The organism is uncultured Lentibacter sp. (assembly GCF_937123735.1).
In the GTDB taxonomy this organism is placed as follows: Bacteria; Pseudomonadota; Alphaproteobacteria; order Rhodobacterales; family Rhodobacteraceae; genus Lentibacter.
On the sequence record NZ_CAKZKL010000030.1, the window covers coordinates 51004 to 75718 of the forward strand.

Genomic DNA, 24715 nt, shown 5'->3' on the forward strand with positions numbered 1-24715 from the left:
GGAGCCGGGGTATGCGCATCTTTCTTGCGGCTTTGGCGCTGTGTCTGGGGGCGGGCCTTGCCACGGCCCAGACCAACGAGACGCTGGCTGACATCCGCCAACAGCTGACGGTGCTGAATGTCGAGATGCAAAAGCTCAAGCGCGAGCTGTCAACCACCGGCGCGCTGGAGGGTGTGACTCTTGGGGCGTCTGTGCTGGAGCGGGTTGATGGCCTTGAGGCCGAATTGCGCCGGCTGACGGCAAAGACCGAAGAGCTTGGGTTACGGATCGAGGCGATTGCCGCCGACGGCACCCGGCGGGTGGCTGATCTTGAGTTTCGGCTCGTGGAGCTTGAGGGCGGTGATCTGAGCCAGCTCGCCGAGACAAGCACGCTGGGCGGCGAGATCCCTGCTGGCGTTGCGGCCGGGGTGGTTCTGCCCGAGGCGGGTGCTGCGCCGGCTCCGGAGCTTGCGGTGGGGGAGGCTGCTGATTTTGAGGCCGCGCGCCGCGCGCTTGAGGCCGGCGAGTTTGCCGATGCGGCGGCCCGGCTTGAAAGCTTTAACGAAACCTACCCCGGCTCGCCCGTGGCCAGCAAGGTGGCGTTGGCCTATGGTGCGGCACTGGAGGGACAGGGCGATCTGACCGGCGCGGCGCGGGCCTATCTGGATGCCTTCCGGCGTGCGCCCACGGGTGAGGATGCGCCAGAGGCGTTGTTTCGCCTGGGGCAGGGATTGGGCCGTTTGGGCCAGACGCTTGAGGCCTGCAAGACACTTGCCGAAGTCGAGCTGCGGTTTGTGGGCGGCGAAGCGGCGGCCAAAGCTGCGGCGGAGCGCAGCCGGCTTGGCTGTTCGTGAAGCCTGTTCAGGACCGGCTTCGCGCGGCCCTCGCGGGTGCGGCGCGCCCGTTTGGGCTGGCTGTCTCGGGTGGCAGTGACTCGCTGGCGCTGTTGCATCTGGTGGCGCAGCTCGGGGAAGGCAAGCTGGCCTGTGCAACGGTCAATCACGGGTTGCGCGCCGAGGCCAAGGCCGAATGCGCCCTTGTGGCCGAGGTATGCGCCCGGCTCGGGCTGTCTCATACGGAATTGAGCTGGCACTGGTCGGGCGAAGGCAATTTGCAGGCGGCGGCCCGCGCAGGGCGCTATGAGGCGCTCGCGCATTGGGCCCGTGCGCAGGGGCTTGGGTCTGTCTTGCTGGGACATACGCAAGATGATGTGGCGGAGACTTTCCTGATGCGCGTGGCGCGTGGCTCCGGGGTGAAGGGGCTGGCGCGGATGCGCCCCAGCTGGCGCGCGCATGGTATGGGCTTTGAACGCCCGCTGCTGGAGGTTTCGCGCGCGGAACTGCGCCAGTTTCTCAGCCAGTCCGGGCAGGTCTGGGCTGAAGATGCCTCCAATGAAGACCCGCGGTTTGAGCGGGTTCGGATGCGTCAGGCGATGGGGGCCATGGGCTTGTCGGGCGCGCAGCTGGCAGAGACGGCGGTGCGTCTGGCGGATGCGGATGAGGCGCTGGAAGAGATGGCCACCGGCGCAGCACAGCGTGTGGCGCAGCTTGTGGGGCGCAACATCGTGATCGAGGCGCAAGCGCTGGCGGCCCTGCCCCGGGAGATTTCTCACCGTCTGATGAGCGCCTGGACCATGTGGCAGGGCCGCAGCCCCTATCCCGCACGCCGCGAGGCCCTCGCCGGGGCGCTCGCGCGGGCGCTGGCCGGCAAGAACAGCACCGTCAACGGCTGCGCCCTTCTGGCCCATAAGGGGCAAGTGGTGGTGGCGCGCGAGGCCAGAGCGGGCGCGCAAATCCCGACAGATGGCACCACTTGGGACGGGCTGAGCCTGCTGGGGCCCTGGCCTGCCGGGGCGCAGATGGGCGCTTTGGGCGTGCGGGGCTTGGCGCTTGCGCCGGAGTGGCGCAGCTTTGGGTTGCCGCGTGCGGCCCTTCTTGGGGCGCCGGCGCTCTGGCAAGGCACGCGGCTTTTCGCCGCCCCTTGTGTTGGGCTGAGGCCCGAATTTTCGGTGAAATTCTCTTCTGAACCGCCTTATCTGCCGGCTTGAGGCAAAATTGACAGCAGAATTGCGCCATCGAGGTGGCTTATGGCGTTGAAGATATCGCTTTGATCTCTATTTTAGTCAGGAACATGGCGCGCCACCTGCGCCACCTCATTCAGGAGAGCTTCCTTGGGCAATACTAAAAACGTCGCTTTTTGGGTCATTTTGTTTGTTATGATCCTGATGCTGTTCAACCTGTTCAGCGGTGCTGGCTCTGAGCAGCCAAGCGCTGCGCGCTCTTACAGCGATTTTGTGGAAGCGGTGCAGGACGGGGCTGTGCAGCAGGTCACCATTGATGGTGAGAATGTGCGCTTTATCGCCTCTGACAACAAAAGCTATGTCACGATCAAGCCGGAAGATGCAGCTGTGACCGACCTGCTCATCGAGAACAATGTGCCCTTGACGGCCAAGCCACAGGAGACCTCTGGTTTTCAATCCTTCCTGCTGAGCCTGTTGCCCTTCCTGCTGCTGATTGGTGTCTGGATTTATTTCATGAACCGGATGCAGGGCGGCGGCAAAGGCGGCGCGATGGGCTTTGGCAAATCCAAAGCCAAGATGCTGACCGAGAAGTCGGGGCGGGTGACCTTTGATGATGTTGCCGGTATCGACGAGGCCAAGGAAGAGCTGGAAGAGATTGTCGAATTCCTGCGCAACCCTCAGAAGTTTTCGCGCCTGGGCGGCAAGATCCCCAAGGGGGCCTTGCTTGTTGGCCCTCCCGGCACGGGCAAAACCCTGTTGGCCCGCGCGATTGCGGGTGAAGCGGGTGTGCCGTTTTTCACTATTTCGGGCTCCGATTTTGTCGAGATGTTTGTTGGTGTCGGCGCGAGCCGGGTGCGCGATATGTTTGATCAGGCCAAAAAGAATGCGCCCTGTATTGTCTTTATTGACGAGATTGACGCTGTGGGCCGTCACCGGGGGGCCGGATATGGCGGGGGCAATGATGAGCGTGAGCAAACGCTCAACCAGCTGCTCGTGGAGATGGACGGCTTTGAGGCCAACGAGGGCGTGATCATTCTGGCCGCGACGAACCGCAAGGATGTGCTGGACCCGGCGTTGCTGCGTCCGGGCCGCTTTGACCGCAATGTGACGGTGCCCAACCCTGACATCAAGGGCCGCGAGAAGATCCTCGGGGTGCACGCCCGCAAGAGCCCGCTTGGGCCAGATGTGGACCTGCGCATTATTGCGCGGGGCACGCCGGGCTTTTCGGGCGCTGATCTGGCCAACCTTGTAAACGAGGCTGCGCTGATGGCGGCGCGGGTTGGGCGGCGCTTTGTGTCGATGGTCGATTTCGAGCAGGCCAAGGATAAAATCATGATGGGGGCGGAGCGCCGCTCGATGGTGATGACGCCTGCACAAAAGGAAATGACCGCCTATCACGAGGCCGGCCATGCGATTGTCGGGATGACGCTGCCCAAATGTGACCCGGTTTACAAGGCAACCATTATTCCGCGCGGCCAAGCGCTTGGTATGGTGATGAGCCTGCCGGAGATGGACCAGCTCAACTACTTCAAGGACGAGCTGACCCAGAAAATCGCCATGACCATGGCGGGCAAGGCGGCGGAGGTCATCAAATATGGTGAGGATGCGGTGTCCAACGGGCCGTCGGGCGACATTATGCAGGCCAGCGCTTTGGCACGGGCCATGGTGATGCGGTGGGGCATGTCTGACAAGGTGGGCAACATTGATTACCAGGAAGCGGCTGAAGCCTTCCGTGGTGGCGGTGGCGCCGGAGGTTTCTCGATTTCGGCACATACCAAAGAGCTGATCGAGGACGAGGTGAAGCGCATTATCGACCAAGGTTATGAAGATGCGCATAAGCTGATCATGGAAAACCGCGAAGGTTGGGAGGCTCTGGCCGAAGGTCTGCTGGAATATGAGACCCTGACCGGGGCCGAGATTGAACGGGTGATGCGCGGCGAGCCGCCTCACAAGGACGATGACGCGGATGACACGCGCGGCGATGCTTCGTCCCTGACGGCGGTGCCCAAGACCAAGCCACGCGCCAAGCCAAAAGGCGGCGAGGGTGATATGGAACCTGAGCCCTCCGCATGACGGCAAGCGCCCAAACCCGCGCTCAGACAGGCGACTGGAATCCCGAGGCCTATGCAAGGTTTCGGGATTTGCGCTTGCGCCCTGCGCTGGACCTGCTCTTGGCGGTCCGTTCTGTCGGGGGTGGGGATGTGATTGATCTGGGCTGTGGCAACGGTGTGATGGGCGCGCGGCTCAAGGAGCGCTTTGCGGGACATCAACTGGTGGGTGTGGACCGCTCGCCAGCTATGTTGTCCAAGGCGCGCGAGGTTGACAGCTATGATGCCTTGCAAGAGGCCGAGATCGGCCAGTGGCAAGTGCAGGGCGCGGGGCTGATCTATTCCAATGCCGCGCTGCACTGGCTGGGCGACCATGCCACCTTGATGCCGAGGCTTGTGAGCATGTTGGGCAAAGGGGGCACTTTGGCCGTGCAATTGCCACATCAAAACAATGCCCCCTCCCACCGGATGTGGCGCAGCCTTGCGGAAGAGCTTTTTCCGCAGCGGATTGATTTTGAGACGGGCCCGAGCGCTCTGATGCCGGCGCAGTATTTTTCGGCCCTGTCAGATTTGGGCGCATTGGCCATTTGGGAAACCGAATATTATCAGGTTCTGGCCTCTGATGAGGGGGGGCACCCTGTGCGCCGGTTTACAGAGAGCACCTATGCGCGCCCGATTCTGGAGGCGCTTGCGCCGGACGAGCAGGCGGCGCTGATCGAGCGTTACGAACAGATCATGGAAAAGACCTACCCGCGCGGGGCGCAGGGCACGGTTTTGTTCCCGTTCAAACGGTTGTTCTTCACGCTCACGGTTTAGAGGGGCTGGCAGCGGGCGCTGCAAGGGTGATTGCGCGGCTCTGGCGGGCCAGGGGCTGCTGTCCGCGCAGCAGGGTCACCTGCCCGATATAGCGCCCCTCTGGCCAAGCCTTGGTGCTGCGCCGCTTGCCGGCGGCCCGAAAGCCAAGGGCTTGGGGCCGTTCAATCCGGGCATTTTGCACAAAGCGAAAGCCCTCGGGCCCGGTGATTTCCAGGCGCAGGATGTCGTTTGCCCGCGTGCCATAGGTATAGCCCCAGAGCACCAGCGCCGGGGCTTCTGTTGAAAGCGTGCTGTGGGCTGTGCCTTGCTTGATGTCTGAATACTCCGGCACGGCACTCGCAAAACCAAGCCCGAGAAGCCCGCCTGGCTGATAGCTCCAAGGATCGGCCCAGAGCGTTTGGGCCGCCGCGCCGCAGGTGGCTGTGTTGTCAGGATCGAATGGGTCGATCACTTGGTCGTTGTGGCGCAGGGCAAAGTGCAGATGCGGAAACTCGCTGCGCCCGGAGAGGCCAATGAGGCCAAGGGGGGTGCCGGCGACAAGCCTTTGGCCCGTGGTGACGCGCACAGAGCCGCGTTTCAAGTGGCAATATTGGCTGATCCAGCCGGCGCCATGGTCGATCACGACCCCGTTGCCGCATTCGCGCCCGGCGAGGCTGGCGCGCGTATTTGCGGTCAGGCCGGTGTCGGGCATCCCGTCGCGCAGGCCGCGCACAACCCCGTCGGCGGCGGCCAGAACGGCCACGCCCGCCTCCATTTCTGCCCGGGTGGCGAGGGCGAAATCCGTGCCCTTGTGGCCATCATAACTGAGCGCGCCGCAGGCATAATCGGCCACGCGGCCCTCTGCGGGGAGCGTATCGACATAGTTCTGGATGTAGCAATTTTCACCAAGCGTGCAGGCGACAGGCAGCGCCAGGCGTGGGGCCTCGGCCGCTGCGGCAGAGGCGAGCAGGGCGGCGAGGCCGAAAAGAAAGCCGCGCCGCCACATGGATCACTCGGCTGTCAGCAGCGGCGGCTTGGCACCGGACAAGCGCGGTTTGTCAGGCCCGTCCAGCCGCAGATCAAGTTTGCCATCCTTGACGCCCACCTTGACAACGCCGCCTTTGGACAGCGTGCCAAAGAGCAGTTCCTCGGCGAGCGGTTTCTTGATGTGCTCCTGGATGACGCGGCCAAGAGGGCGGGCGCCCATCTTGTCATCATAGCCCTTGTCTGCGAGCCATTGGGCGGCGGCGCGGGTGAGCTCGAAGGTCACATTGCGGTCCATGAGCTGGGCCTCAAGCTGGAGCACAAATTTCTCGACAACCTGCAAGATCACCTCTTTGGCCAGCGGTGCAAAGCTGATCACCGCGTCCAGGCGGTTGCGGAATTCGGGTGTGAAGGTGCGCTCGATCGCGGCTGTATCCTCCCCCTCGCGGCGGTCGCGACCAAAGCCAATGGCGGATTTTGCCATCTCCGAGGCCCCGGCGTTTGAGGTCATGATGATGACAACATTGCGGAAGCTGACGCTGCGGCCGTTGTGATCGGTGAGCTCGCCGTTGTCCATGACCTGAAGCAGGATGTTGTAGACATCGGGGTGGGCTTTTTCCATTTCATCAAGCAGCAAGACGCAATGGGGGTGTTGATCTACCCCATCGGTGAGCAGCCCGCCCTGATCAAAGCCGACATAGCCGGGAGGCGCGCCGATCAGCCGTGAAACCGCGTGTTTCTCCATATATTCGGACATATCAAAGCGCAGAAGCTCAACACCGAGCACATCTGCCAACTGTTTGGCGACCTCGGTTTTGCCCACGCCCGTCGGACCGGCGAAGAGATAATTGCCAATGGGCTTTTCAGGTTCGCGCAGGCCTGCGCGAGACAGTTTGATGGCCGAGGACAGGGCCTCGATGGCTTCATCCTGGCCAAAGACCACACGTTTGAGCGATTTCTCCAGATCCTTGAGCACGGCACCATCGTCTTTGGACACATTTTTGGGCGGAATACGGGCAATTTTGGCAACCACTGCTTCAACCTCTTTGGTGCCGATCGTCTTGCGGCGTTTTGCGGATTTGAGCAGGTGCTGTGCGGCACCGGCCTCGTCGATCACGTCAATGGCGCTGTCGGGCAATTTGCGGTCGTTGATGTAGCGGGCGGCCAGCTCGACCGAGGTTTTGATCGCGTCATTGGTGTATTTGACCCCGTGATGCTCTTCAAAATAGGGCTTGATGCCCCGCAAGATTTTCACGGCATCTTCAACCGAGGGTTCGTTGACATCAATCTTCTGGAAGCGGCGCGAGAGTGCGCGGTCTTTCTCAAAATGTTGGCGAAATTCCTTGTAAGTGGTGGAGCCCATGGTGCGCAGCTTACCTCCGGCCAGCGCGGGTTTGAGCAGGTTGGAGGCATCCATGGCCCCGCCCGAGGTGGCACCGGCGCCGATCACGGTGTGGATTTCGTCAATGAACAGCACAGCGTCGGCATGATCTTCGAGTTCCTTGACGACAGCTTTCAAGCGCTCCTCAAAATCGCCCCGATAGCGGGTGCCGGCGAGCAGTGCGCCCATGTCGAGCGAATAGATCGTGGTGTTGGCAAGGATTTCGGGTGTTTCGCCCTTGATGATCTGGTTGGCCAGCCCCTCGGCGATGGCGGTTTTGCCTACCCCGGGGTCGCCCACCAGCAGGGGGTTGTTTTTGCGGCGGCGGCAGAGCACCTGGATGCAGCGCTCCACTTCGGAGTCGCGGCCAATCAGCGGGTCGATTTCGCCTTTGCGCGCTTTGGCGTTGAGATCAACGCAATACTTGGCCAGGGCGGTTTCCTCGCCCGAGTCGGCGGTGGTGCCGCTTTCGGAGTCGATCTCCTCATCCGCGCCAGAGACGGAGCGGGCCTCGCCAAAGGCGGGGTCTTTGGCAACCCCATGGGCGATGAAATTCACCGCATCATAGCGGGTCATGTCCTGTTCCTGAAGGAAATAGGCGGCGTTGCTTTCGCGCTCGGCAAAAATGGCGACAAGCACATTGGCTCCGGTGACTTCATTGCGCCCGGAGCTTTGAACGTGGATGGCGGCGCGTTGGATCACCCTTTGGAACGCCGCTGTTGGCACGGCCTCAGAGCCCTCGATGTCGGTGACGAGGTTGCTGAGGTCTTCCTCGATAAACTCCATGAGGGTCTGGCGCAGCTCTTCAGGTTCCACCGAGCAGGCGCGCAGCACGCGCACCGCATCAGGCTCATCGAGCAGCGCGAGCAGCAGGTGTTCGAGCGTGGCGAATTCATGGCGCTTGGAATTGGCAGTGGCCAAGGCCGCATGAATGGCTTGCTCGAGTGTTGTTGAAAATGATGGCACTGCTCTCGTGCTCCTTTTGACTTAAGTTATCTTACGTCTCTGGGACCTATACGGCACCTTCGCGCACTTAGGTTAAAGTTTGGTCGATATCACGCCAGCTTCAAGGCTTTTCTGAAAAAAGATCTTCATAATTTGCCTCACGAAGCGGTGAGCCGGTTAAAATACGTCTTTTTCGGCGCGCAGCTTTGCAAAGCTTGCGACATCGGCTGCGCGCAGGAAAGGGTTGGTGGCGTTTTCCAGCGCGAGCGAAGAGGGCACGCTGGGCTGGCCGGCGGCACGCAGGCGGGCTGTTTCTGCGCAGCGGGCCATGATTGCGCTGTCGTTCGGGAAGGCGGCGGCTGCAAACTCTCCGTTGGCGGTGGTATATTCATGGCCCGAGCACACCAGTGTGTCTGCGGGCAGAGCGGCAAGCTTGCGCAGGCTTTGGAACATCTCTTCGGGGCTGCCCTCAAAAAGCCGCCCGCAGCCGAAGGCCATGAGGCTATCGCCGGTAAACACATAGCCTGATGCGGGAAAGTGAAAGGCAATATGGCCGCGCGTGTGCCCTGAGACATCATAGATCACAACCTCTTCGCCCAAGACTGTGAGCCTGTCGCCGTCTTGCACCGTTTCGCTCAGAGGGGGCAGGCGGTGGGCATCGGCTTTGGCCCCGATGGTGCGGGGCGCGGGGCTGAGGCCGTCAAGCCCCTCGACGTGGTCCCAGTGGTGGTGGGTGAGCAGGATGGCCGTGAGGGTGAGGCCACGGGCGGCCAGCACGGCATTGATGGGCGCGGCCTCAGGGGCATCTATGAGCGCGGCCTCGCCTTTGGCATTGACGAGCAGAAAGGCATAATTATCTGACAGGCAGGGGATGGTGATCAGCTCAAGAGGCATGGCGTTTTCCCGGATGGTTGGTATGGTATGATCAGAGTGACGGATTGGTTTGGCGCACGCAATGCATCTTGATGTGAAAGATCTGCGAAACTTTTATTACCGCAGCACTTTGGGCCGCGCGGCGCAAAAGGTGATCCGCGACCAGATGCTGGCGCTTTGGCCCGAGGCCAAAGGCCAAACCGTGGTTGGCTTTGGCTTTGCGGCACCTCTGTTGCGCCCCTACCTCGGGCAGGCCCGCCGCGTGAGCTGTCTGATGCCCGGCCCGCAAGGGGTTATGCCCTGGCCCGCGGGCCAGCCCAATGTCAGCGTGCTCTGCGAGGAAACCCATTGGCCGATCGAGACGGGGCATGTGGACAGGCTTGTTGTGATGCACGGGCTGGAAACCAGCGAGTGGCCTGCGGCCGTTTTGGAGGAATGTTACAGGGTGTTGGGCCCGGGGGGGCGGGCGCTGTTTATCGTGCCAAACCGCGCCGGACTTTGGAGCCGCAACGACCGCACGCCTTTCGGGTTTGGCCGCCCGTTCACGATGGGCCAACTTGACCAGCAGCTCAAGCTTTGGGGCTTCAAGCCCGAGCGCAGCCAGACGGCGCTCTACCAGCCTCCGAGCGAGCGGCGGTTTTGGCGCAAGACGGCGGGGTTTTGCGAAAAACTGGGGCACAGTTTGCCGCTGATTGCGGCGGGGGGGGTCTTGATGGTGGAGGTGAGCAAACAGATCCCTGCACCCAAACGGCCCGGCCTTGGCCAAAGGGTGCGAAAACCCTCTTTTGTGCTTCAGCCGATGCCGGAGGGCTTGCCGGTGTGAGCGGGGTTTGAGGGATTCTGCCATGATAGCGTTAACTTTTGCACGGTGAATCGCCCAAAAGCTGATTCAAATGGTGATATTTGCAGGCGCAAACGGTCGCAGTTTGGGTAAGTAGTTGTTAACAGTCGATTTTAGGCAGTGTCGAAAAATGCTCAAGCAGGTTGCCGCAACCTGATTGCTCTGCTACACCCGCCTCGATTTAGCTGCTTTGAGAAAACTCAGGGTGAAAACGCCCCCGAGCGAGCTATGTGCAGATTTTGCACATGACACCGCGAAGGGCCAGAAAATCGAAAGGGTGGACGTGTCCGAACCAGCTTCGATCTCTTCCGGCATTGCTGCGCGCTATGCCACGGCCGTATTCTCACTGGCCAGTGAAACGAAGAAACTCAAAGCCGTCGAGGGGGACCTTGACAGCTTGGAAGCCGCGCTGGCTGACAGCGCAGATTTTAACAATCTCATCTCAAGCCCTGTGTATAGCAGGGAAGAGCAGGGCGCGGCTGTGGCCGGGCTTGCCAAGAAGATGAAACTTTCCCCGATGATGACCAGCACGCTCGGCCTTATGGCTGCGAAGCGGCGTCTGTTTGTCCTGCCTCAGCTCGTGCGCGCCCTGCGCGCCGCGATTGCGCAAGACAAAGGGGAAGTGGCGGCCGAGGTCGTAAGTGCGAAGGCGCTGACCAAGACGCAATCAGACAAGCTTGCCAAGACTTTGAAAGAGCGCTTTGGCAAGACTGTGACTATCAATGCGACCGTGGATGAAACCCTCATCGGCGGTCTTGTCGTCAAGGTGGGCTCGAAAATGATCGACACGTCGATCCGTTCGCAGCTCAGCTCCCTCCAGAATGCAATGAAAGAGGTCGGATAAATGGGTATCCAAGCAGCAGAAATTTCTGCGATCCTGAAAGACCAGATCAAAAATTTCGGCAAAGAAGCCGAAGTTGCTGAAGTCGGTCAAGTTCTTAGCGTTGGTGACGGTATCGCCCGCGTATATGGTCTGGACAATATCCAGGCTGGTGAGATGGTTGAATTCCCTGGCGGGATCATGGGCATGGCCCTCAACCTTGAAACAGACAACGTGGGTGTGGTTATCTTCGGGTCTGACCGTGACATCAAAGAAGGTGACACTGTCAAGCGCACGAAGGCGATTGTGGACGTTCCCTCAGGCCCCGAGCTTCTCGGACGCGTGGTTGACGGCCTCGGCAACCCGATTGACGGCAAAGGCCCGATCAAAACAAAGAACCGCGCGATTGCAGACAGCAAGGCGCCAGGCATCATCCCGCGTAAATCGGTTCACGAGCCGATGGCGACGGGCCTGAAGTCGGTTGACGCGATGATCCCGATTGGCCGTGGCCAGCGCGAGCTGATCATCGGGGACCGTCAGACAGGTAAAACGGCTGTGGCGCTTGATGCGATCCTCAACCAGAAGTCCTACAACGAAGCAGCAGGCGACGACGAGAGCAAGAAGCTTTACTGCGTCTATGTTGCGATCGGCCAGAAGCGCTCGACTGTTGCGCAGCTGGTTAAGCGCCTCGAAGAAAGCGGCGCGATCGAGTATTCGATCGTTGTGGCGGCGACGGCGTCTGACCCAGCCCCCATGCAGTTCCTCGCGCCTTACGCGGCGACAGCCATGGCCGAATACTTCCGTGACAACGGTAAGCACGCGCTCATCGTTTATGATGACCTCTCCAAGCAGGCTGTGTCATATCGCCAGATGTCGCTTCTTCTGCGTCGTCCACCCGGCCGCGAAGCTTATCCTGGGGATGTTTTCTATCTTCACTCACGCCTGCTTGAGCGCTCTTCAAAGCTCAACGAAGACCACGGCTCAGGCTCTTTGACGGCCCTGCCGATCATTGAAACCCAGGGCGGCGACGTTTCAGCCTTTATTCCGACCAACGTGATTTCGATCACCGACGGTCAGATCTTCCTGGAAACAGAATTGTTCTACCAAGGCATCCGTCCGGCTGTGAACACAGGTCTTTCGGTTTCGCGGGTTGGTTCTTCGGCCCAAACATCTGCGATGTCTTCGGTTGCGGGCCCTGTGAAGCTCTCACTCGCTCAGTATCGCGAGATGGCGGCCTTCGCCCAGTTCGGCTCAGACCTGGATGCGGCAACGCAGCAGCTTCTGAACCGGGGCGCACGCCTGACAGAGCTTATGAAGCAGCCGCAGTATTCGCCGCTGACCAATGCCGAGATCGTCTGTGTTATCTTTGCGGGCACAAACGGTTACCTCGACAAAATCGCTGTGAAAGATGTTGCACGCTATGAAGCTGGTCTTCTCAAGCACCTGCACTCCAAGCACGCCGATCTCATCGAGTGGATCACAAAAGAAGATCCGAAGATCAAAGGCGAAGCCGCGGACCGTGTAAAAGCAGCGCTGGACGAATTCGCCGCTGACTTCGCATAAGGGGGAGATAGGGCAATGCCAAATCTCAAGGACCTTAAAAACCGGATCGCGTCGGTCAAATCGACCCGCAAGATCACGAAGGCTATGCAAATGGTGGCCGCCGCAAAATTGCGGCGGGCCCAAGAGGCTGCCGAAGCCTCACGGCCCTATACAGAGCGCTTCAATGCGGTTCTGGGCGGGTTGGCCGCTTCTGTGGGAACCTCTGATGGCGCGCCGCTCTTGCTGCGCGGCACAGGGGACGACAAGGTGCATCTGCTCGTTGTCATGACCTCAGAGCGCGGCTTGTGCGGTGGTTTCAACACCAACATCGTAAAACTGGCAAAACAACATGCCCAGAAGCTTCTGGCCGAGGGCAAATCCGTCAAGATCCTGACCGTTGGCAAAAAAGGCCGCGAGCAGATGAAACGGGACTTCCAGAGCAATCTGGTGGCACATGTTGATTTGAGCGAAGTGAAGACCCTTGGATATGATAACGCCAAGGACATTGCGACAGACCTTCTCGCGCGCTTTGAGGCGGGTGAGTATGATGTTGCGACGATCTTTTACAGCGCGTTCCAGTCGGTCATCAGCCAGATCCCAACGGCGTTGCAGGTTATCCCTGCGAGTTATGACGCGCCGGAAGGGGACGCAGGCGGTGCCAGTGCCGATTACGACTATGAGCCTGACCAGGACCAGATCCTGGCAGACCTCTTGCCGCGCGGTGTGGCGACGCAGATCTTTGCGGCGCTTCTGGAAAACGGCGCAAGCGAACAGGGCGCGCGGATGTCTGCTATGGACAACGCGACCCGCAACGCTGGCGACATGATCGACGATCTGACAGTCGAGTTTAACCGCTCACGTCAGGCTGTGATTACGAACGAGCTTATCGAGATTATCTCGGGCGCTGAGGCGCTCTAAGGAACCGGAGACGAAATAATGGCTAATGCAAAAGGCAAAATCACGCAGGTGATCGGCGCCGTTGTGGACGTTCAGTTTGGCGACCACCTGCCCGAAATTCTGAACGCACTTGAAACAGACAACAATGGCAAGCGCCTCATTCTTGAGGTTGCACAGCACCTCGGAGAAAACACGGTGCGCACCATTGCTATGGACGCAACAGAGGGCCTCGTGCGCGGTCAAGATGTTACGGACCTTGGTGAGCCGATCTCGGTTCCCGTTGGGCCAGGCACCTTGGGCCGTATCCTCAACGTCACAGGCGACCCTGTAGACGAAAAAGGCCCCGTGGATGCTTCGGGCACACGCTCGATCCACGGCGATGCGCCTGCCTTTGAAGACCAGTCCACAGCGACCGAAATTCTGACAACCGGCATCAAGGTGATCGACCTGCTCGCGCCTTACACGAAGGGCGGAAAAATCGGCCTCTTCGGGGGTGCGGGTGTTGGTAAAACCGTTCTGATCATGGAGCTGATCAACAACATCGCGAAGGTGCACTCGGGTGTGTCTGTGTTCGCGGGTGTGGGTGAGCGCACGCGGGAAGGCAACGACCTTTACCACGAGATGATCGAATCCGGGGTTATCGTGCCTGACAACCTCACGGAGTCAAAAATTGCTCTGGTCTACGGCCAGATGAACGAGCCTCCCGGAGCGCGTATGCGGGTTGCCTTGACGGGCCTTTCGCTTGCCGAGCAGTTCCGTGATGACTCAGGGTCAGATGTTCTGTTCTTTGTCGACAACATTTTCCGCTTTACACAGGCCGGTTCTGAAGTTTCGGCTCTCTTGGGTCGTATTCCGTCAGCGGTGGGCTATCAGCCAACTCTGGCAACCGACATGGGCCAGATGCAAGAGCGTATCTCCTCAACCAAGAACGGTTCGATCACGTCTGTTCAGGCCGTATACGTTCCTGCGGATGACTTGACCGACCCGGCGCCTGCGACCTCATTTGCCCACCTTGACGCGACAACGGTTCTTGACCGTGCGATCTCGGAAAAAGGCATCTACCCGGCGGTTGACCCCCTTGGTTCAACATCGCGCCTGCTGGACCCGCAGATCATTGGTGAAGAGCACTATACGGTTGCGACCGATGTTCAGAAAATCTTGCAGCGCTACAAGTCTTTGCAAGACATCATCGCGATCCTCGGCATGGACGAATTGTCAGAAGAAGACAAAATGACCGTGGCGCGCGCGCGTAAGATCGAGCGTTTCCTCAGCCAGCCGTTTGACGTTGCCAAAGTCTTCACAGGCTCCGACGGCGTTCAGGTTCAGCTCGAAGAAACCATTGCGTCGTTCAAAGCGGTTGTTGCTGGTGAATATGATCACCTTCCAGAAGGCGCCTTCTACATGGTTGGCGGCATCGACGAAGTGATTGCAAAAGCCGAGAAAATGGCAGCTGACGCTGCTTAAAGGAGGCACCAATGGCCGATACAATGCAATTTGATCTGGTCAGCCCGGAGCGCAACCTTGCTTCCATGCAGGTTGCCTCTGTGCAGATCCCCGGGGCTGACGGGCAAATGACGGCAATGCCGAACCATGCGCCTGTGATCACCACGCTGCGGCCAGGTGTTTTGGCTGTGAGCGGGCCTGAGGGCGATGTCTCCTATGCGGTGACCGGCGGTTTTGCCGAGATCAACCCTGAGGGGCTGTCTGTTCTGGCGGAGAAGGCCATTCCCTTGGCCGATGCCAAAGCGGCCGATCTTGAGCCTGTTGTGGCCGCTGCCAAAGAGGCGGCTGCCACGGCTTCAGCGGAAAACCGCGATATGGCCGAGCTCTTGCTCGCAGACCTTGAAGAGCTTCTTCAAAAAATGGTCTGATATTGCGCAGAGATGCACTGAAATGATATGCCTCAACCCTAGCGGGTTGAGGCATTTTTAGGTTTTGGGATCTAAGGTTGCGAAAACGATCTGCCCCGCCTTTCAGGAGCGGGGCAAAGCGAGCGTTTAAGTGGTAAAGGGGTGCAAGACAGGATGAAAACACTCAGCGGTGCGATTGCCGTGGCTCAGGGCCACGATGTGCTTTTTGAACATTTTCAAGATGGCGGTGATATGTGGACCGGCACGGGAAGCCGCGAGCTGCGCAAGCCGGTTGTCTTTCGCGAGGCGTTTCGCGAGAACCCTGTCGTGCACTGCTCGCTCACGCTTTGGGATGTGGACAGCGCCACGAACCTGCGCGCCGATATTGAGGCGGACAACATCACCCCCACGGGCTTTGACCTGGTGTTTCGCACATGGGGCGACACCAGAATTGCCCGCTTGCGGGTGAGCTGGATGGCGATTGGCGGCATGTGCAGCGAAGACAGTTGGGAGCTGTAGCGCCCAACTGCGCGCGCGGGCTTGGCAGAGCGCCTTAGAACATGCCTTCGTAAATAGGTTCCAGCATCTCCGTATCAAACAGCGAGCTCACCGACGTGCCGTTCCAGATGTTGAGTATCGCCTGGGCAAACATGGGCGCGGTTGGCACGACGCGGATGTTATGGGTCTTTTTGACCTCTGCGCTGGCTGCGATGGTGTCGGTGATGACAAGAGACTTCATCACTGAATTGGTGATGCGCTCGCAAGCCGGCCCGGAGAGCACTCCGTGGGTGATATAGGCATGCACTTCGCTGGCGCCGTTCTCTATGAGAACTTCCGCAGCTTTGCAAAGTGTGCCGGCGGTGTCGACCATGTCATCCACGATGATACATTTCTTGCCCGAGACATCGCCGATCACGGTCATTTCGGCCACTTCGCCTGCCTTTTCGCGGCGTTTGTCCACGATAGAGAGGGGGGCGTTGATCCGCTTGGCCAGCTCGCGCGCGCGCGCCACGCCGCCAACATCCGGAGAAACGACCATGATGTCTTCAAGCTCGTTTTTGAACTGGTGTTTGATGTCGAGCGCAAAGATCGGAGAGGCATAGAGGTTGTCGACCGGAATATCAAAAAACCCCTGAATTTGCGCGGCGTGCAGATCCATGGTCAGGACCCGCTCGATGCCTGTTCCGACCAGCATATTTGCGACCAGCTTGGCCGAAATCGGCGTGCGCGCCTTTGAGCGGCGGTCCTGGCGGGCATAGCCAAAATAAGGGATCACGGCCGTGATCCGCTTGGCGGAGGAGCGGCGCAGGGCATCGGCCATGATCAACAGTTCCATAAGGTTGTCATTGGCGGGGTTGGATGTGCTCTGGATGATGAACATGTCTTCGCCGCGCACATTGTCAAAGACCTCGACAAAAATCTCGCCGTCATTGAAGCGTTCCACGCGTGCCTCAACCAGCCCCTGGCTGACCCCACGGTGCAAGGACATGCGCCGCGCGATGGCCTTGGAGAGGGGCATATTGGAATTGCCTGCAATCAGTTTGGGTTCTTTGGTGGTAGACATGTCGCGCGGCCCCCCGGCTTTGGATTTTATGACAGAATCGTGAAGTTGACACCGCTTAACATCTAACGCATGGCTGGCAAAGGTTGCACTTGGCCGCAAGCGCCAACTGTAGAAAAAAAGGAAGGCAAAGCCCATGGCATCACTTGATTATTATTTCACGACTCTCAGCCCTTGGGCCTATCTGGCAGGGCTGCGCGCCGAGGAAATAGCGGCGCGGCACGGGCTGACGATTGCCTATAAGCCATTGGATATCATGGCACTATTTGCGCGCACCGGGGGCACCGCCCCCGCCGACAGGCACCCCTCGCGCATGGAGTATCGCAGTCAGGAGCTGCGCCGACAGGTTCGGAAAACGGGGCTGGCCATGACGTTGCCAAAACCGGCGTTCTGGCCCACCAACCCCGCGCCCTCGTCTTATGCGATTATTGCTGCGCAGGAAGCGGGCGGCTCGGGCGATCTGGGGCTGCTGACCCATAGCCTGATGCGGGCCTGCTGGGCCGAGGAAAAGGACATTGGTGCGGAAGCCGTGGTGCAAGAGTGCCTGGCGGCTGCGGGCTTTGACACCGGGCTGACCATGAGCGGGCTGCTGACGGGTGCGGAAATATATGCGCGCAATCTGGAAGAGGCCGTGGCCCGAGGTGTCTTTGGCGCGCCGTTTTATGTGCTTGAAAATGGTGAGAAATTCTGGGGCCAAGACCGGCTTGACGATTTGGACGCCTATCTCGCAGGCAAGTTGTGAGTGCAGAGCTTAGAGCTGGCCACACTGTTCATGCGCGCACCTTGGGAACGGGTGCGCGTCGGGGCTTGATGCTGCATTGCTCCCTTGCCCACGGGGGGGCGTGGCGTGGTTTGGCGGGGCAGTTTGAAGATCAGTTCAGCTTTGTTGCGCCAGATTTGCTTGGGCATGGGCGCAGCGCGGCCTGGAACGGGCAGGGCTGTTTTCATCAGGCTTGCAGCGCCGTGGCCCAGAGCTTTTTGGGCGAAGAACCTGTTGATATTGTTGGGCATTCCTTTGGTGCAACACTTGCTTTGCGGCTGGCGCTTGAAGCGCCGGGGGCGGTGCGCAGCTTGGTGTTGTTTGAGCCGGTGTTCTTTGCTGTGGCCTTGGCTGACGACCCTCATTTTGTGAATGATATGAATGGCTTGGACCTTATGATTGCGGCGGGTAAGCGGCGAGAGGCGACCAAGGCTTTTCTAAGCGCCTGGGGCGGCGGGCTGCCTTGGGAGGCCATGCCCAAAGAGGTGCAGGACGATATGGCGGCCCGCATTCATGTGATCAATGATGCCGCGCCGGCGCTTTATCAGGATACTGCGGGGCTCTTGCGCGAGGGGCGGTTGCAAGCGCTTGAAATACCTGTTTTTTTGGTGCGTGGAAGCCAATCTGACCCGGTGATCGAGACGATCAACGAGGGCCTTGCGCGGCGCATTCCGGGCGCAAAAACAGCCGTTCTGGAGGGGGCGGGCCATATGCTGCCCATCAGCCACCCCAAAGACTGCGCCGCACTCCTGCGCGGCTTCTGGCAGCTGTGATCAGGGCGTAGGGCTGGCTGTAGGGCGCGCAGTATGGCTGCCTGTATGGACAGCCTGTGTGGCCAAAGGTGCGCGGCTCACCGCTCTGTCAGCTGCGCGAGCAAGGCCGCACTGGGCACCCCTGTCACCCGAGCGCCGCTGGCACGCTCATAAGCGCGGATCGCGGCTCTGCCCTTTTCTCCGATCACCCCATCCGCTGGGCCGGCGTCAAAGCCCTTGGCCGTGAGGCGCTGTTGCAGGCGCTTGCGCGCGGTGTCGCTCATGTCCCAGGGCTGGCTTGGGAAGCCTGCGTGCAGCGGCCCGCCGCCGGCAAGGCGGTCGGCCAGATGCCCGATGGCCAGAGCGTAGCTGTCGGCATAGTTGTATGTTTTGAGCACATGAAAGTTCTGATAGATCATCCAGACCGGCCCCTTTGGCCCGACCGGCAAGATCAGAGCGCCCGACTGGCCTGCGGGCAGCGGCCCACCGCCTGCGCGCGAGACCCCCAATGCGGCCCAGGCACCGGGGCTGCGCGGGAAAATCCGACCGCTCAGGGCCAGATCAAACCCGGCGGGCAAGACCACCTCCAGCGCCGAGGGCTGACCTTTGACCCAGCCTTCGGCGCGCAGCAGACGGGCGGTCGAGGCCAGAGCGTCGGCCGGGTCATCCCCCCAGATATCGGCCCGGCCGTTGCCGTCAAAATCGGTGCCATAGCGCTGGTAGGTGCTGGGGAGGAACTGGGTATGGCCCATGGCTCCGGCCCCGCTGCCGCGCATCTGTGCGAGGCGCGCCTGTTTGGCCTCCAGAATTTCAAGCGCCGCAATCAGCTCGGCTTCAAAGAGCGCTCGGCGGCGGCCCTCATAGGCCAGGGTTGCCAATGTGGACAGAACGGGCCGGTTGCCACGCAGCTGCCCATAGGCGCTTTCCAGCCCCCAGATGGCTGTGAGCACCTCTTTTTGCACGCCAAAGCGGCGTTCAATTATGCGCAGGGTTTTGCGCTGATGCTTTAGGGCTTGCCGGCCCGCACGCAGGCGCGCACTGCCCGCCGCAGCGGCGAGATAGGTTTGCAGCGGTTTGGCAACTTCGGCCTGGCGCGCATCCTGTGGCAGGATCTCTGGGGCAAAGGTGAGCGCGGGGCGGGCGGCTTTCAACGTGGCTGAGGAGAGGCCGGCGCGGGCGGCCTTTCGCAGGAACTCCGCGCGCCAGCTGTCAAAGCCAGTTTGCGCGCCGCCGGCTGTCGCGGTGAAGGCGAGGGCGCTTGCAGTAAAATTGCGACGGGTCAAAAACATATGGGGCCTCTTGATTGGGGCAAGCCGGTTTGCCTGTGTGGCGCTGAGGGGTATGCGCATCCGGCGAAAGCCGAAAAGGGGTGCGCATCAGCGAAAGCCCGTGGTGCCTTTTTGGTCGGGGTGGCGGGCGAGGTATTTCTGTTTGATGGCGTCAGATGTGTCGCGGCTGCCATCGTGGCTGTAGCCCGGGGGCGCGAGGCAATAGAGCAGGCGCTCACGCCATGTGAGCCCGGGTTGGAGCGCATCTTTGAACAGGCTGACCCACTCGTGAAAGGCCACGCGCAATGGATTGAAGGTGGCAATGTTATGCACCAGCCCGTAGTCGGGTTTGTCGCTGTCCATTTCGGGGACAAAGGTGCCAAAGAGCTTGTCCCAGACAATGAAGACCCCGGCATAATTGGCATCCAGATAGCGCGGATTGCGGCCATGGTGGACGCGGTGGTGGCTGGGGGTGTTCATCACCGCTTCAAACCAGCGCGGCAGGCGTTGGATGGTTTCGGTGTGAATCCAGAATTGGTAAATCAGGTTGAGGCCGCCGCAGAAGAGCACCAGCGCCGGGTGAAAGCCCAGCAGGATCAGCGGCGCGCGCAGGAGCATCATCAGGGTGAACGTGCCTGTCCATGTTTGGCGCAGAGCAGTTGTGAGGTTGTAGTGCTGGCTTGAATGGTGGTTGATGTGGCTGGCCCAGACCCAGCGAACGCGGTGGCCGAGGCGGTGGACCCAGTAGTAGCGCAGATCATCAAGCACGAAACAGAGCACAACTGCGGCCAGAGAGCTGCCCAGATCAAGCGGGGTGAGCTGCCAGAGCCACATGAGGAAGCCGTAGGTGACAAAGCCCAGCAGCAGCCCTGTTGCCACATTGCCTGCGCCCATCATCAGCGAGGTGAGCGCATCGCGGGTTTCATAGCGCCCGCCGCGCTTTTTGAAGAGGATCCAGCCCAGTTCGAGCAGGATGGCAGCGATAAAAACGGGCACGGCGAGGCTGGTGACATCCGGGTAGGTGAGGGGGGTGTTCATAGGTGATCCTTCAGAGCCAGCCAGTCTTGGCGTTCGGCCTCGGTGAGGCGGATGTTGAGGGGCTGTGTGGCAAAATCCGGCAGGGTGAGCTTGATGCCGTTGGCCGTGATCTGCCATGTGGCGCGGCCCAGATATTGGGCCACGGTATCGGCGCCCAAGGCGCGCAGAAGGCCCAAGTGCCCTGAAGCCAGCCGCAAAAGGGCGGCGCGCCCGTCTTGGGTGAGCAGGATTGTCTGGGGCGCATCTTCGGGGTGTTCGCGCAGCCAGGCCGCGCGCACATGGGCCTCACAGGTGAGCCGCAGGGGGGTGCTAAAGCCCAGAAGGTGCAGGGCCAGGCCCAAGCCTGCAATGCCAAGCACCACGAGGGGCAAGAGTATCTCCAGTGGCATCCGCACCGCCTCCCTTCGCCTTGAGCTAAGCGCAAAAGAAGCGCCGCTGTCAAAGGCTGCTTTTGCTTGGGCGGGGCGGCGGCGCTTTTTTGCGCGCGCCTGTGCTCAGTGGGCCTGTGCTGAGAGGGCCTGTGCTGAGAGGGCCTGTGCTCAGCGGGGCCTGATCAGGGTTTGCAGGATGGCCTTGGCGCTGTCAGAGGCCCAATCGGCATCGCCCAGCAGGCGGGCGACTTCGACACCATCGCGGCTGATGAGCACGGTGGCGGGCAGGCCGAGCACGCCCATCTCGCGCGCCACGGCCGAGTTGGCATCGGTGTGGAGCGGCAGGTTGCTGACGCCGATTTCGGCAAAGAAGCGTTGCATTGCGGCGGGGTCGTTTTTGCCGGTGGCGAGTGTGATAACTTCAAAGTCAGGCCCGCCCAGCTCGCGCTGGAGCTCGGCCAGCATGGGCATTTCCTTGCGGCAAGGCGCACACCACGTGGCCCAGAAATTGAGCAGGATAACCTTGCCTTTGTGCTCTGCGAGCTGCGCTGTGCCGCCGCTGTCTAGCGTGTAGGCCGCGCTGGCCAGCGCCTGCGGGGCAGGGTGCACCACCAGCTTTTTCATATCGCCCGTTTGCAGCGCGGCAATTTCGGCGCGGCTGTCCTCTGAGAGGCCCCCCGTAAGCCCGCGCGAGGGCGCATATGCGAAAAGCCCTGCGATGATTGCGAATGCGGCGAGGGCGGTATAAACCAGCGTGGAGCGAGACATATTCATCCTTTCCAAAGGCAGTAAGAGCAATGAGCAACGAGACCTCGAACCAGATGTGGGGCGGCCGCTTTTCGGCTGGCGTCGACGCGATCATGGAGGCAATCAACGCCTCGATCGGGTTTGACCAACGTATGGCGGCCGAGGATATTGCCGGCTCTCGGGCCCATGCCGCCATGTTGGCTGCGACAGGCATTGTCACAGATAGCGATGCGGAGGCGATGAGGGAAGGGCTGCTCACTGTCTTGTCAGAGATCGAGGCGGGAAGCTTTGAATTTTCGACCGCGTTGGAAGACATCCACATGAATGTGGAGAGCCGCCTGAAAGCGCTCATTGGTGAGCCTGCGGGGCGGTTGCACACCGCGCGCAGCCGCAACGACCAGGTGGCGACCGATTTCAAGCTTTGGACACGCGGGCAGATGGATGCGGCCATAGGTGGCATCCGTGCGCTGCAAAAGGCGCTTTTGGCACAGGCCGAGGCGGGGGCGGATTGGGTGATGCCCGGTTTCACCCATTTGCAGACTGCGCAGCCGGTGACTTGGGGGCATCATATGATGGCCTATGTCGAGATGCTGGGGCGCGATGCGTCCCGCTTTGAAGATGCGCGCGCGCGCATGAACGAGTGCCCATTGGGGGCGGCGGCGCTGGCGGGCACATCCTTTCCGATTGACCGGCACATGACAGCCGAGGCGCTTGGCTTTGATCGCCCTGCGGCGAACTCGCTGGATGCGGTGAGTGACCGCGACTTTGCGCTGGAGTTTTTGAGTGCGGCGAGCATTTGCGCCATGCACCTGAGCCGTTTTGCCGAGGAGCTGGTGATCTGGTCGTCTGCGCAGTTCCGCTTTGTGAGCCTCTCAGACAGTTTCTCCACCGGCTCCAGCATTATGCCGCAGAAGAAGAACCCGGACGCGGCAGAGCTGATCCGCGCCAAGGTGGGGCGCATCTTCGGGGCCAATGTGGCGCTGATGATGGTGATGAAGGGGCTGCCGCTGGCTTACTCAAAGGACATGCAGGAAGACAAGGAGCAGGTCTTTGATGCGGCGGACAACCTGATGCTGGCGCTTGCGGCGATGGAGGGTATGGTGCGCGATATGCAGGGCAACCGCGAGAGCCTTGCCGGCGCGGCGGGCAGCGGGTTTTCCACCGCGACCGACCTTGCCGATTGGTGTGTGCGGGTGCTCAACATGCCGTTTCGGGATGCGCACCATGTAACGGGGAGCCTTGTGGCCATGGCCGAGGCAAAGGGTTGTGACCTACCCGACCTGAGCCTTGAAGAGATGCAGAGCGTGAACGGCGCGATCACGGCGGATGTGTTTAACGTTCTCACGGTGGAGGCCTCTGTGGCCTCGCGCACGAGCTATGGCGGCACGGCGCCCAGCGAGGTGCGCAAGCAGATCGCACGCTGGAAAGAGGCGTTGGCATGAAGCCCGTCTGGCTGGCACTTGCGCTTTGGGGGGCGATCCACCCGATGGTTTACTTTGTGAGCTACATGCGCGAAGAGGGTGTGGGCCTGACGGGGCTGTCACAGGCGTGGTATGTGAATGCCTCCACCACCGGCTTGACGTGGGATCTGATCATCGCGGCGCTGAGTCTCACGGTTTGGGTGATCTATGAGACGCTGCAAAAGCGCGACTGGCTGCGCCTTGTTGCGATACCGGCGACTTTTTGCATCGGGGTGAGCTGTGGGCTGCCGCTCTACTTGTATTTGCGCAGCCGCAAGGGCTAGGCTTCGGGCCAAAGGAGTGTTGTGATGATGCGGTGTCTTTTTGTTGCATTGGCCTGCGGCTGTTTGGCAGGGTGTGGCGCGAACGGAGCCCCGGAGCGCCCGCAAGGCGCAAGCGGTGTGAGCGTGACGGGCTATGCCACTGTCGGGGTTGTGAAGAACTGAAGCGCCTTGGCGCGCGCGCTGCTTTGCGCTAGAGCAGGCGCAAGACAGCGAAGGGGCGCGCGATGGACCATTTTCTTTACAACAACGGCGAGCTGTATGCCGAGGATGTGCCTCTGCGCACCATTGCGGCAGAGGTGGGCACGCCGTTTTATTGCTATTCCACGGCCACGCTTGAGCGGCATTTCCGCCTGTTTGACGAGGCCCTTGAGGGCATGGAACACCTTGTTTGCTATGCCATGAAAGCCGCCTCAAACCTGGCGATTCTCAAAGTGTTGGCTGATTTGGGCGCAGGGATGGATGTTGTCTCGGGCGGGGAATACGCCCGCGCGAAGGCCGCAGGCGTGCCGGGGGACAGGATTGTTTTCTCCGGCGTGGGCAAGACGCAGGCAGAAATGCGCATGGCCCTGGAGGGGGGTATCCGCCAATTCAATGTCGAGAGCGAACCCGAGATGGCGCGGCTCAACCGTGTGGCGCTTGAGCTTGGGGTGCGTGCCCCGATCACCCTCCGCGTGAACCCCGATGTCGACGCCAAGACCCATGCCAAGATTGCCACGGGCAAGAGCGAGAACAAATTCGGTATCCCGATTGCCAAGGCGCGCGCGGTCTATGCCCAAGCCGCCGAGATGGCGGGGATCGAGGTTGTCGGGATTGATGTGCATATCGGCAGCCAGCTCACCGAGCTTGAGCCGTTCCGCCTTGCTTATGAAAAGGTGAGGGAGCTCACGCTGGCGCTGCGGGAAGATGGCCATGACATTCGCCGGCTTGATCTGGGCGGCGGCCTTGGCATCCCTTACGAGCGCAGCAACACAGCGCCGCCCTTGCCAACCGATTACGGCAAGATGGTGAAAGAGGTGCTGGGCGATTTGGGCTGCGAGATCGAGATCGAGCCGGGGCGGCTTATTGCGGGCAATGCCGGTGTGCTGGTGAGCGATGTTGTCTATGTCAAACAGGGCGAGGGGCGGCAGTTTCTCATTCTGGATGCGGCGATGAACGACCTTATTCGCCCCGCGATGTATGAGGCCTATCACGATATCATCCCTGTGGTGGAGCCTGAGGCGGGCGCTGAACCCGAGGTCTACGATATTGTCGGGCCGGTCTGTGAAAGCGGTGACACTTTTGCCAAGGCGCGCAGCATGACGGCGATGAAAGAGGGCGCGCTTGTGGCCTTTCGCAGCGCGGGGGCTTACGGCGCAGTGATGGCGAGCGAGTATAACTCGCGCCCGCTTATCCCAGAGGTGTTGGTGAAAGGGGATCAATTTGCTGTCATCCGCGCACGTCCGAGCTTGGAAGAGATGCTCGCGCGCGATAGCATACCCGCATGGCTAACGCGCTGAGGG

Annotated in this window: 25 protein-coding genes; 17 read left to right on the forward strand and 8 right to left on the reverse strand. The window is 60.8% G+C overall.

Features of this window, described 5'->3' with window-relative positions; all coding sequences use genetic code 11:
- Positions 1-11 precede the first annotated feature (11 nt).
- From Q0478_RS09730 to Q0478_RS09745, 4 genes are all read left to right on the forward strand, one after another.
- A complete protein-coding gene (locus Q0478_RS09730) occupies positions 12-833 on the forward strand; it encodes a tetratricopeptide repeat protein (RefSeq protein WP_298678760.1) in 822 nt (273 codons plus the stop codon).
- Positions 830-2026, forward strand: a complete 1197-nt coding sequence (gene tilS / locus Q0478_RS09735; RefSeq protein WP_298678762.1) for a tRNA lysidine(34) synthetase TilS — start codon at positions 830-832, stop codon at positions 2024-2026. Before Q0478_RS09730 ends, tilS begins: the two co-directional genes overlap by 4 nt.
- A 123-nt stretch (positions 2027-2149) precedes the next feature.
- Positions 2150-4072: an ATP-dependent zinc metalloprotease FtsH gene (gene ftsH / locus Q0478_RS09740; protein WP_298678764.1), complete on the forward strand. Its 1923-nt coding sequence runs from the start codon at positions 2150-2152 to the stop codon at positions 4070-4072.
- On the forward strand, positions 4069-4863 hold the full coding sequence (locus Q0478_RS09745) for a methyltransferase domain-containing protein (protein WP_298678767.1): 795 nt from the start codon (positions 4069-4071) through the stop codon (positions 4861-4863). Before ftsH ends, Q0478_RS09745 begins: the two co-directional genes overlap by 4 nt.
- On the opposite strand, the gene Q0478_RS09750 is transcribed toward Q0478_RS09745, so the two are convergent.
- From Q0478_RS09750 to gloB, 3 genes are all read right to left on the reverse strand, one after another.
- The gene (locus Q0478_RS09750; protein ID WP_298678769.1) at positions 4853-5848 is read right to left on the reverse strand and encodes a M23 family metallopeptidase; all 996 of its coding nucleotides are present in this window, start codon (positions 5846-5848) and stop codon (positions 4853-4855) included. The two genes, Q0478_RS09745 and Q0478_RS09750, sit on opposite strands and share 11 nt — an antisense overlap.
- A gap of 3 nt (positions 5849-5851) precedes the next feature.
- A complete protein-coding gene (clpA, locus tag Q0478_RS09755; RefSeq protein WP_298678771.1) occupies positions 5852-8173 on the reverse strand; it encodes an ATP-dependent Clp protease ATP-binding subunit ClpA in 2322 nt (773 codons plus the stop codon).
- Between the two features lie 156 nt (positions 8174-8329).
- Positions 8330-9046 (reverse strand): hydroxyacylglutathione hydrolase, encoded by a 717-nt coding sequence (gloB, locus tag Q0478_RS09760; protein ID WP_298678773.1) that lies wholly within the window; start codon positions 9044-9046, stop codon positions 8330-8332.
- Positions 9047-9107: 61 nt separating this feature from the next.
- On the opposite strand from gloB, the gene Q0478_RS09765 reads away from it, so the two are divergent.
- The 7 genes from Q0478_RS09765 to Q0478_RS09795 all read left to right on the forward strand — a co-directional run bounded on the left by Q0478_RS09765 (position 9108) and on the right by Q0478_RS09795 (position 15494).
- Positions 9108-9848 (forward strand): class I SAM-dependent methyltransferase, encoded by a 741-nt coding sequence (locus Q0478_RS09765; RefSeq protein ID WP_298678775.1) that lies wholly within the window; start codon positions 9108-9110, stop codon positions 9846-9848.
- A gap of 301 nt (positions 9849-10149) precedes the next feature.
- The gene (locus Q0478_RS09770; protein WP_298678777.1) at positions 10150-10710 is read left to right on the forward strand and encodes a F0F1 ATP synthase subunit delta; all 561 of its coding nucleotides are present in this window, start codon (positions 10150-10152) and stop codon (positions 10708-10710) included.
- A complete protein-coding gene (gene atpA / locus Q0478_RS09775; protein ID WP_298678779.1) occupies positions 10711-12249 on the forward strand; it encodes a F0F1 ATP synthase subunit alpha in 1539 nt (512 codons plus the stop codon).
- A gap of 15 nt (positions 12250-12264) precedes the next feature.
- Entirely contained in the window at positions 12265-13146 is an 882-nt protein-coding gene (locus tag Q0478_RS09780) for a F0F1 ATP synthase subunit gamma (RefSeq protein ID WP_298678781.1), read from the forward strand.
- Positions 13147-13164: 18 nt separating this feature from the next.
- On the forward strand, positions 13165-14589 hold the full coding sequence (atpD, locus tag Q0478_RS09785; RefSeq protein ID WP_298678783.1) for a F0F1 ATP synthase subunit beta: 1425 nt from the start codon (positions 13165-13167) through the stop codon (positions 14587-14589).
- Positions 14590-14600: 11 nt separating this feature from the next.
- A complete protein-coding gene (locus Q0478_RS09790; RefSeq protein ID WP_298678785.1) occupies positions 14601-14996 on the forward strand; it encodes a F0F1 ATP synthase subunit epsilon in 396 nt (131 codons plus the stop codon).
- 153 nt (positions 14997-15149) lie between these two features.
- A complete protein-coding gene (locus Q0478_RS09795) occupies positions 15150-15494 on the forward strand; it encodes an H-type lectin domain-containing protein (RefSeq protein ID WP_298678787.1) in 345 nt (114 codons plus the stop codon).
- 34 nt (positions 15495-15528) lie between these two features.
- On the opposite strand, the gene Q0478_RS09800 is transcribed toward Q0478_RS09795, so the two are convergent.
- Positions 15529-16539 carry a ribose-phosphate pyrophosphokinase gene (locus Q0478_RS09800; RefSeq protein ID WP_298678789.1) on the reverse strand — a complete coding sequence of 337 codons (1011 nt, stop codon included), beginning with the start codon at positions 16537-16539 and terminating at the stop codon, positions 15529-15531.
- A 133-nt stretch (positions 16540-16672) separates the two neighbouring features.
- Here Q0478_RS09800 and Q0478_RS09805 point away from each other — a divergent pair, with 133 nt between their 5' ends.
- Together Q0478_RS09805 and Q0478_RS09810 are read left to right on the forward strand one after the other, a co-directional pair.
- The gene (locus Q0478_RS09805) at positions 16673-17278 is read left to right on the forward strand and encodes a 2-hydroxychromene-2-carboxylate isomerase (protein ID WP_298678791.1); all 606 of its coding nucleotides are present in this window, start codon (positions 16673-16675) and stop codon (positions 17276-17278) included.
- Positions 17275-18069, forward strand: coding sequence for an alpha/beta hydrolase (locus tag Q0478_RS09810; RefSeq protein WP_298678793.1), 795 nt, complete (start codon positions 17275-17277; stop codon positions 18067-18069). The genes Q0478_RS09805 and Q0478_RS09810 overlap by 4 nt, the downstream gene beginning before the upstream one ends.
- Before the next feature lie 77 nt (positions 18070-18146).
- Here Q0478_RS09810 and Q0478_RS09815 read toward each other — a convergent pair whose 3' ends face one another.
- From Q0478_RS09815 to Q0478_RS09830, 4 genes are all read right to left on the reverse strand, one after another.
- Positions 18147-19337, reverse strand: coding sequence for a lytic murein transglycosylase (locus Q0478_RS09815; RefSeq protein ID WP_298678795.1), 1191 nt, complete (start codon positions 19335-19337; stop codon positions 18147-18149).
- 87 nt (positions 19338-19424) lie between these two features.
- Entirely contained in the window at positions 19425-20354 is a 930-nt protein-coding gene (locus Q0478_RS09820; RefSeq protein ID WP_298678796.1) for a sterol desaturase family protein, read from the reverse strand.
- On the reverse strand, positions 20351-20743 hold the full coding sequence (locus Q0478_RS09825) for a hypothetical protein (protein ID WP_298678798.1): 393 nt from the start codon (positions 20741-20743) through the stop codon (positions 20351-20353). Before Q0478_RS09825 ends, Q0478_RS09820 begins: the two co-directional genes overlap by 4 nt.
- A 150-nt stretch (positions 20744-20893) precedes the next feature.
- Entirely contained in the window at positions 20894-21499 is a 606-nt protein-coding gene (locus tag Q0478_RS09830) for a TlpA disulfide reductase family protein (protein ID WP_298678800.1), read from the reverse strand.
- Positions 21500-21522: 23 nt separating this feature from the next.
- On the opposite strand from Q0478_RS09830, the gene argH reads away from it, so the two are divergent.
- The 4 genes from argH (at position 21523) to lysA (ending at position 24712) form a co-directional block, all read left to right on the forward strand.
- The gene (gene argH, locus Q0478_RS09835; protein WP_298678802.1) at positions 21523-22914 is read left to right on the forward strand and encodes an argininosuccinate lyase; all 1392 of its coding nucleotides are present in this window, start codon (positions 21523-21525) and stop codon (positions 22912-22914) included.
- The gene (locus Q0478_RS09840; protein ID WP_298678804.1) at positions 22911-23216 is read left to right on the forward strand and encodes a DUF2834 domain-containing protein; all 306 of its coding nucleotides are present in this window, start codon (positions 22911-22913) and stop codon (positions 23214-23216) included. The genes argH and Q0478_RS09840 overlap by 4 nt, the downstream gene beginning before the upstream one ends.
- A gap of 24 nt (positions 23217-23240) precedes the next feature.
- A complete protein-coding gene (locus Q0478_RS09845) occupies positions 23241-23378 on the forward strand; it encodes a hypothetical protein (protein ID WP_298678806.1) in 138 nt (45 codons plus the stop codon).
- Positions 23379-23440: 62 nt separating this feature from the next.
- On the forward strand, positions 23441-24712 hold the full coding sequence (lysA, locus tag Q0478_RS09850) for a diaminopimelate decarboxylase (protein WP_298678808.1): 1272 nt from the start codon (positions 23441-23443) through the stop codon (positions 24710-24712).
- Positions 24713-24715: the final 3 nt, after the last annotated feature.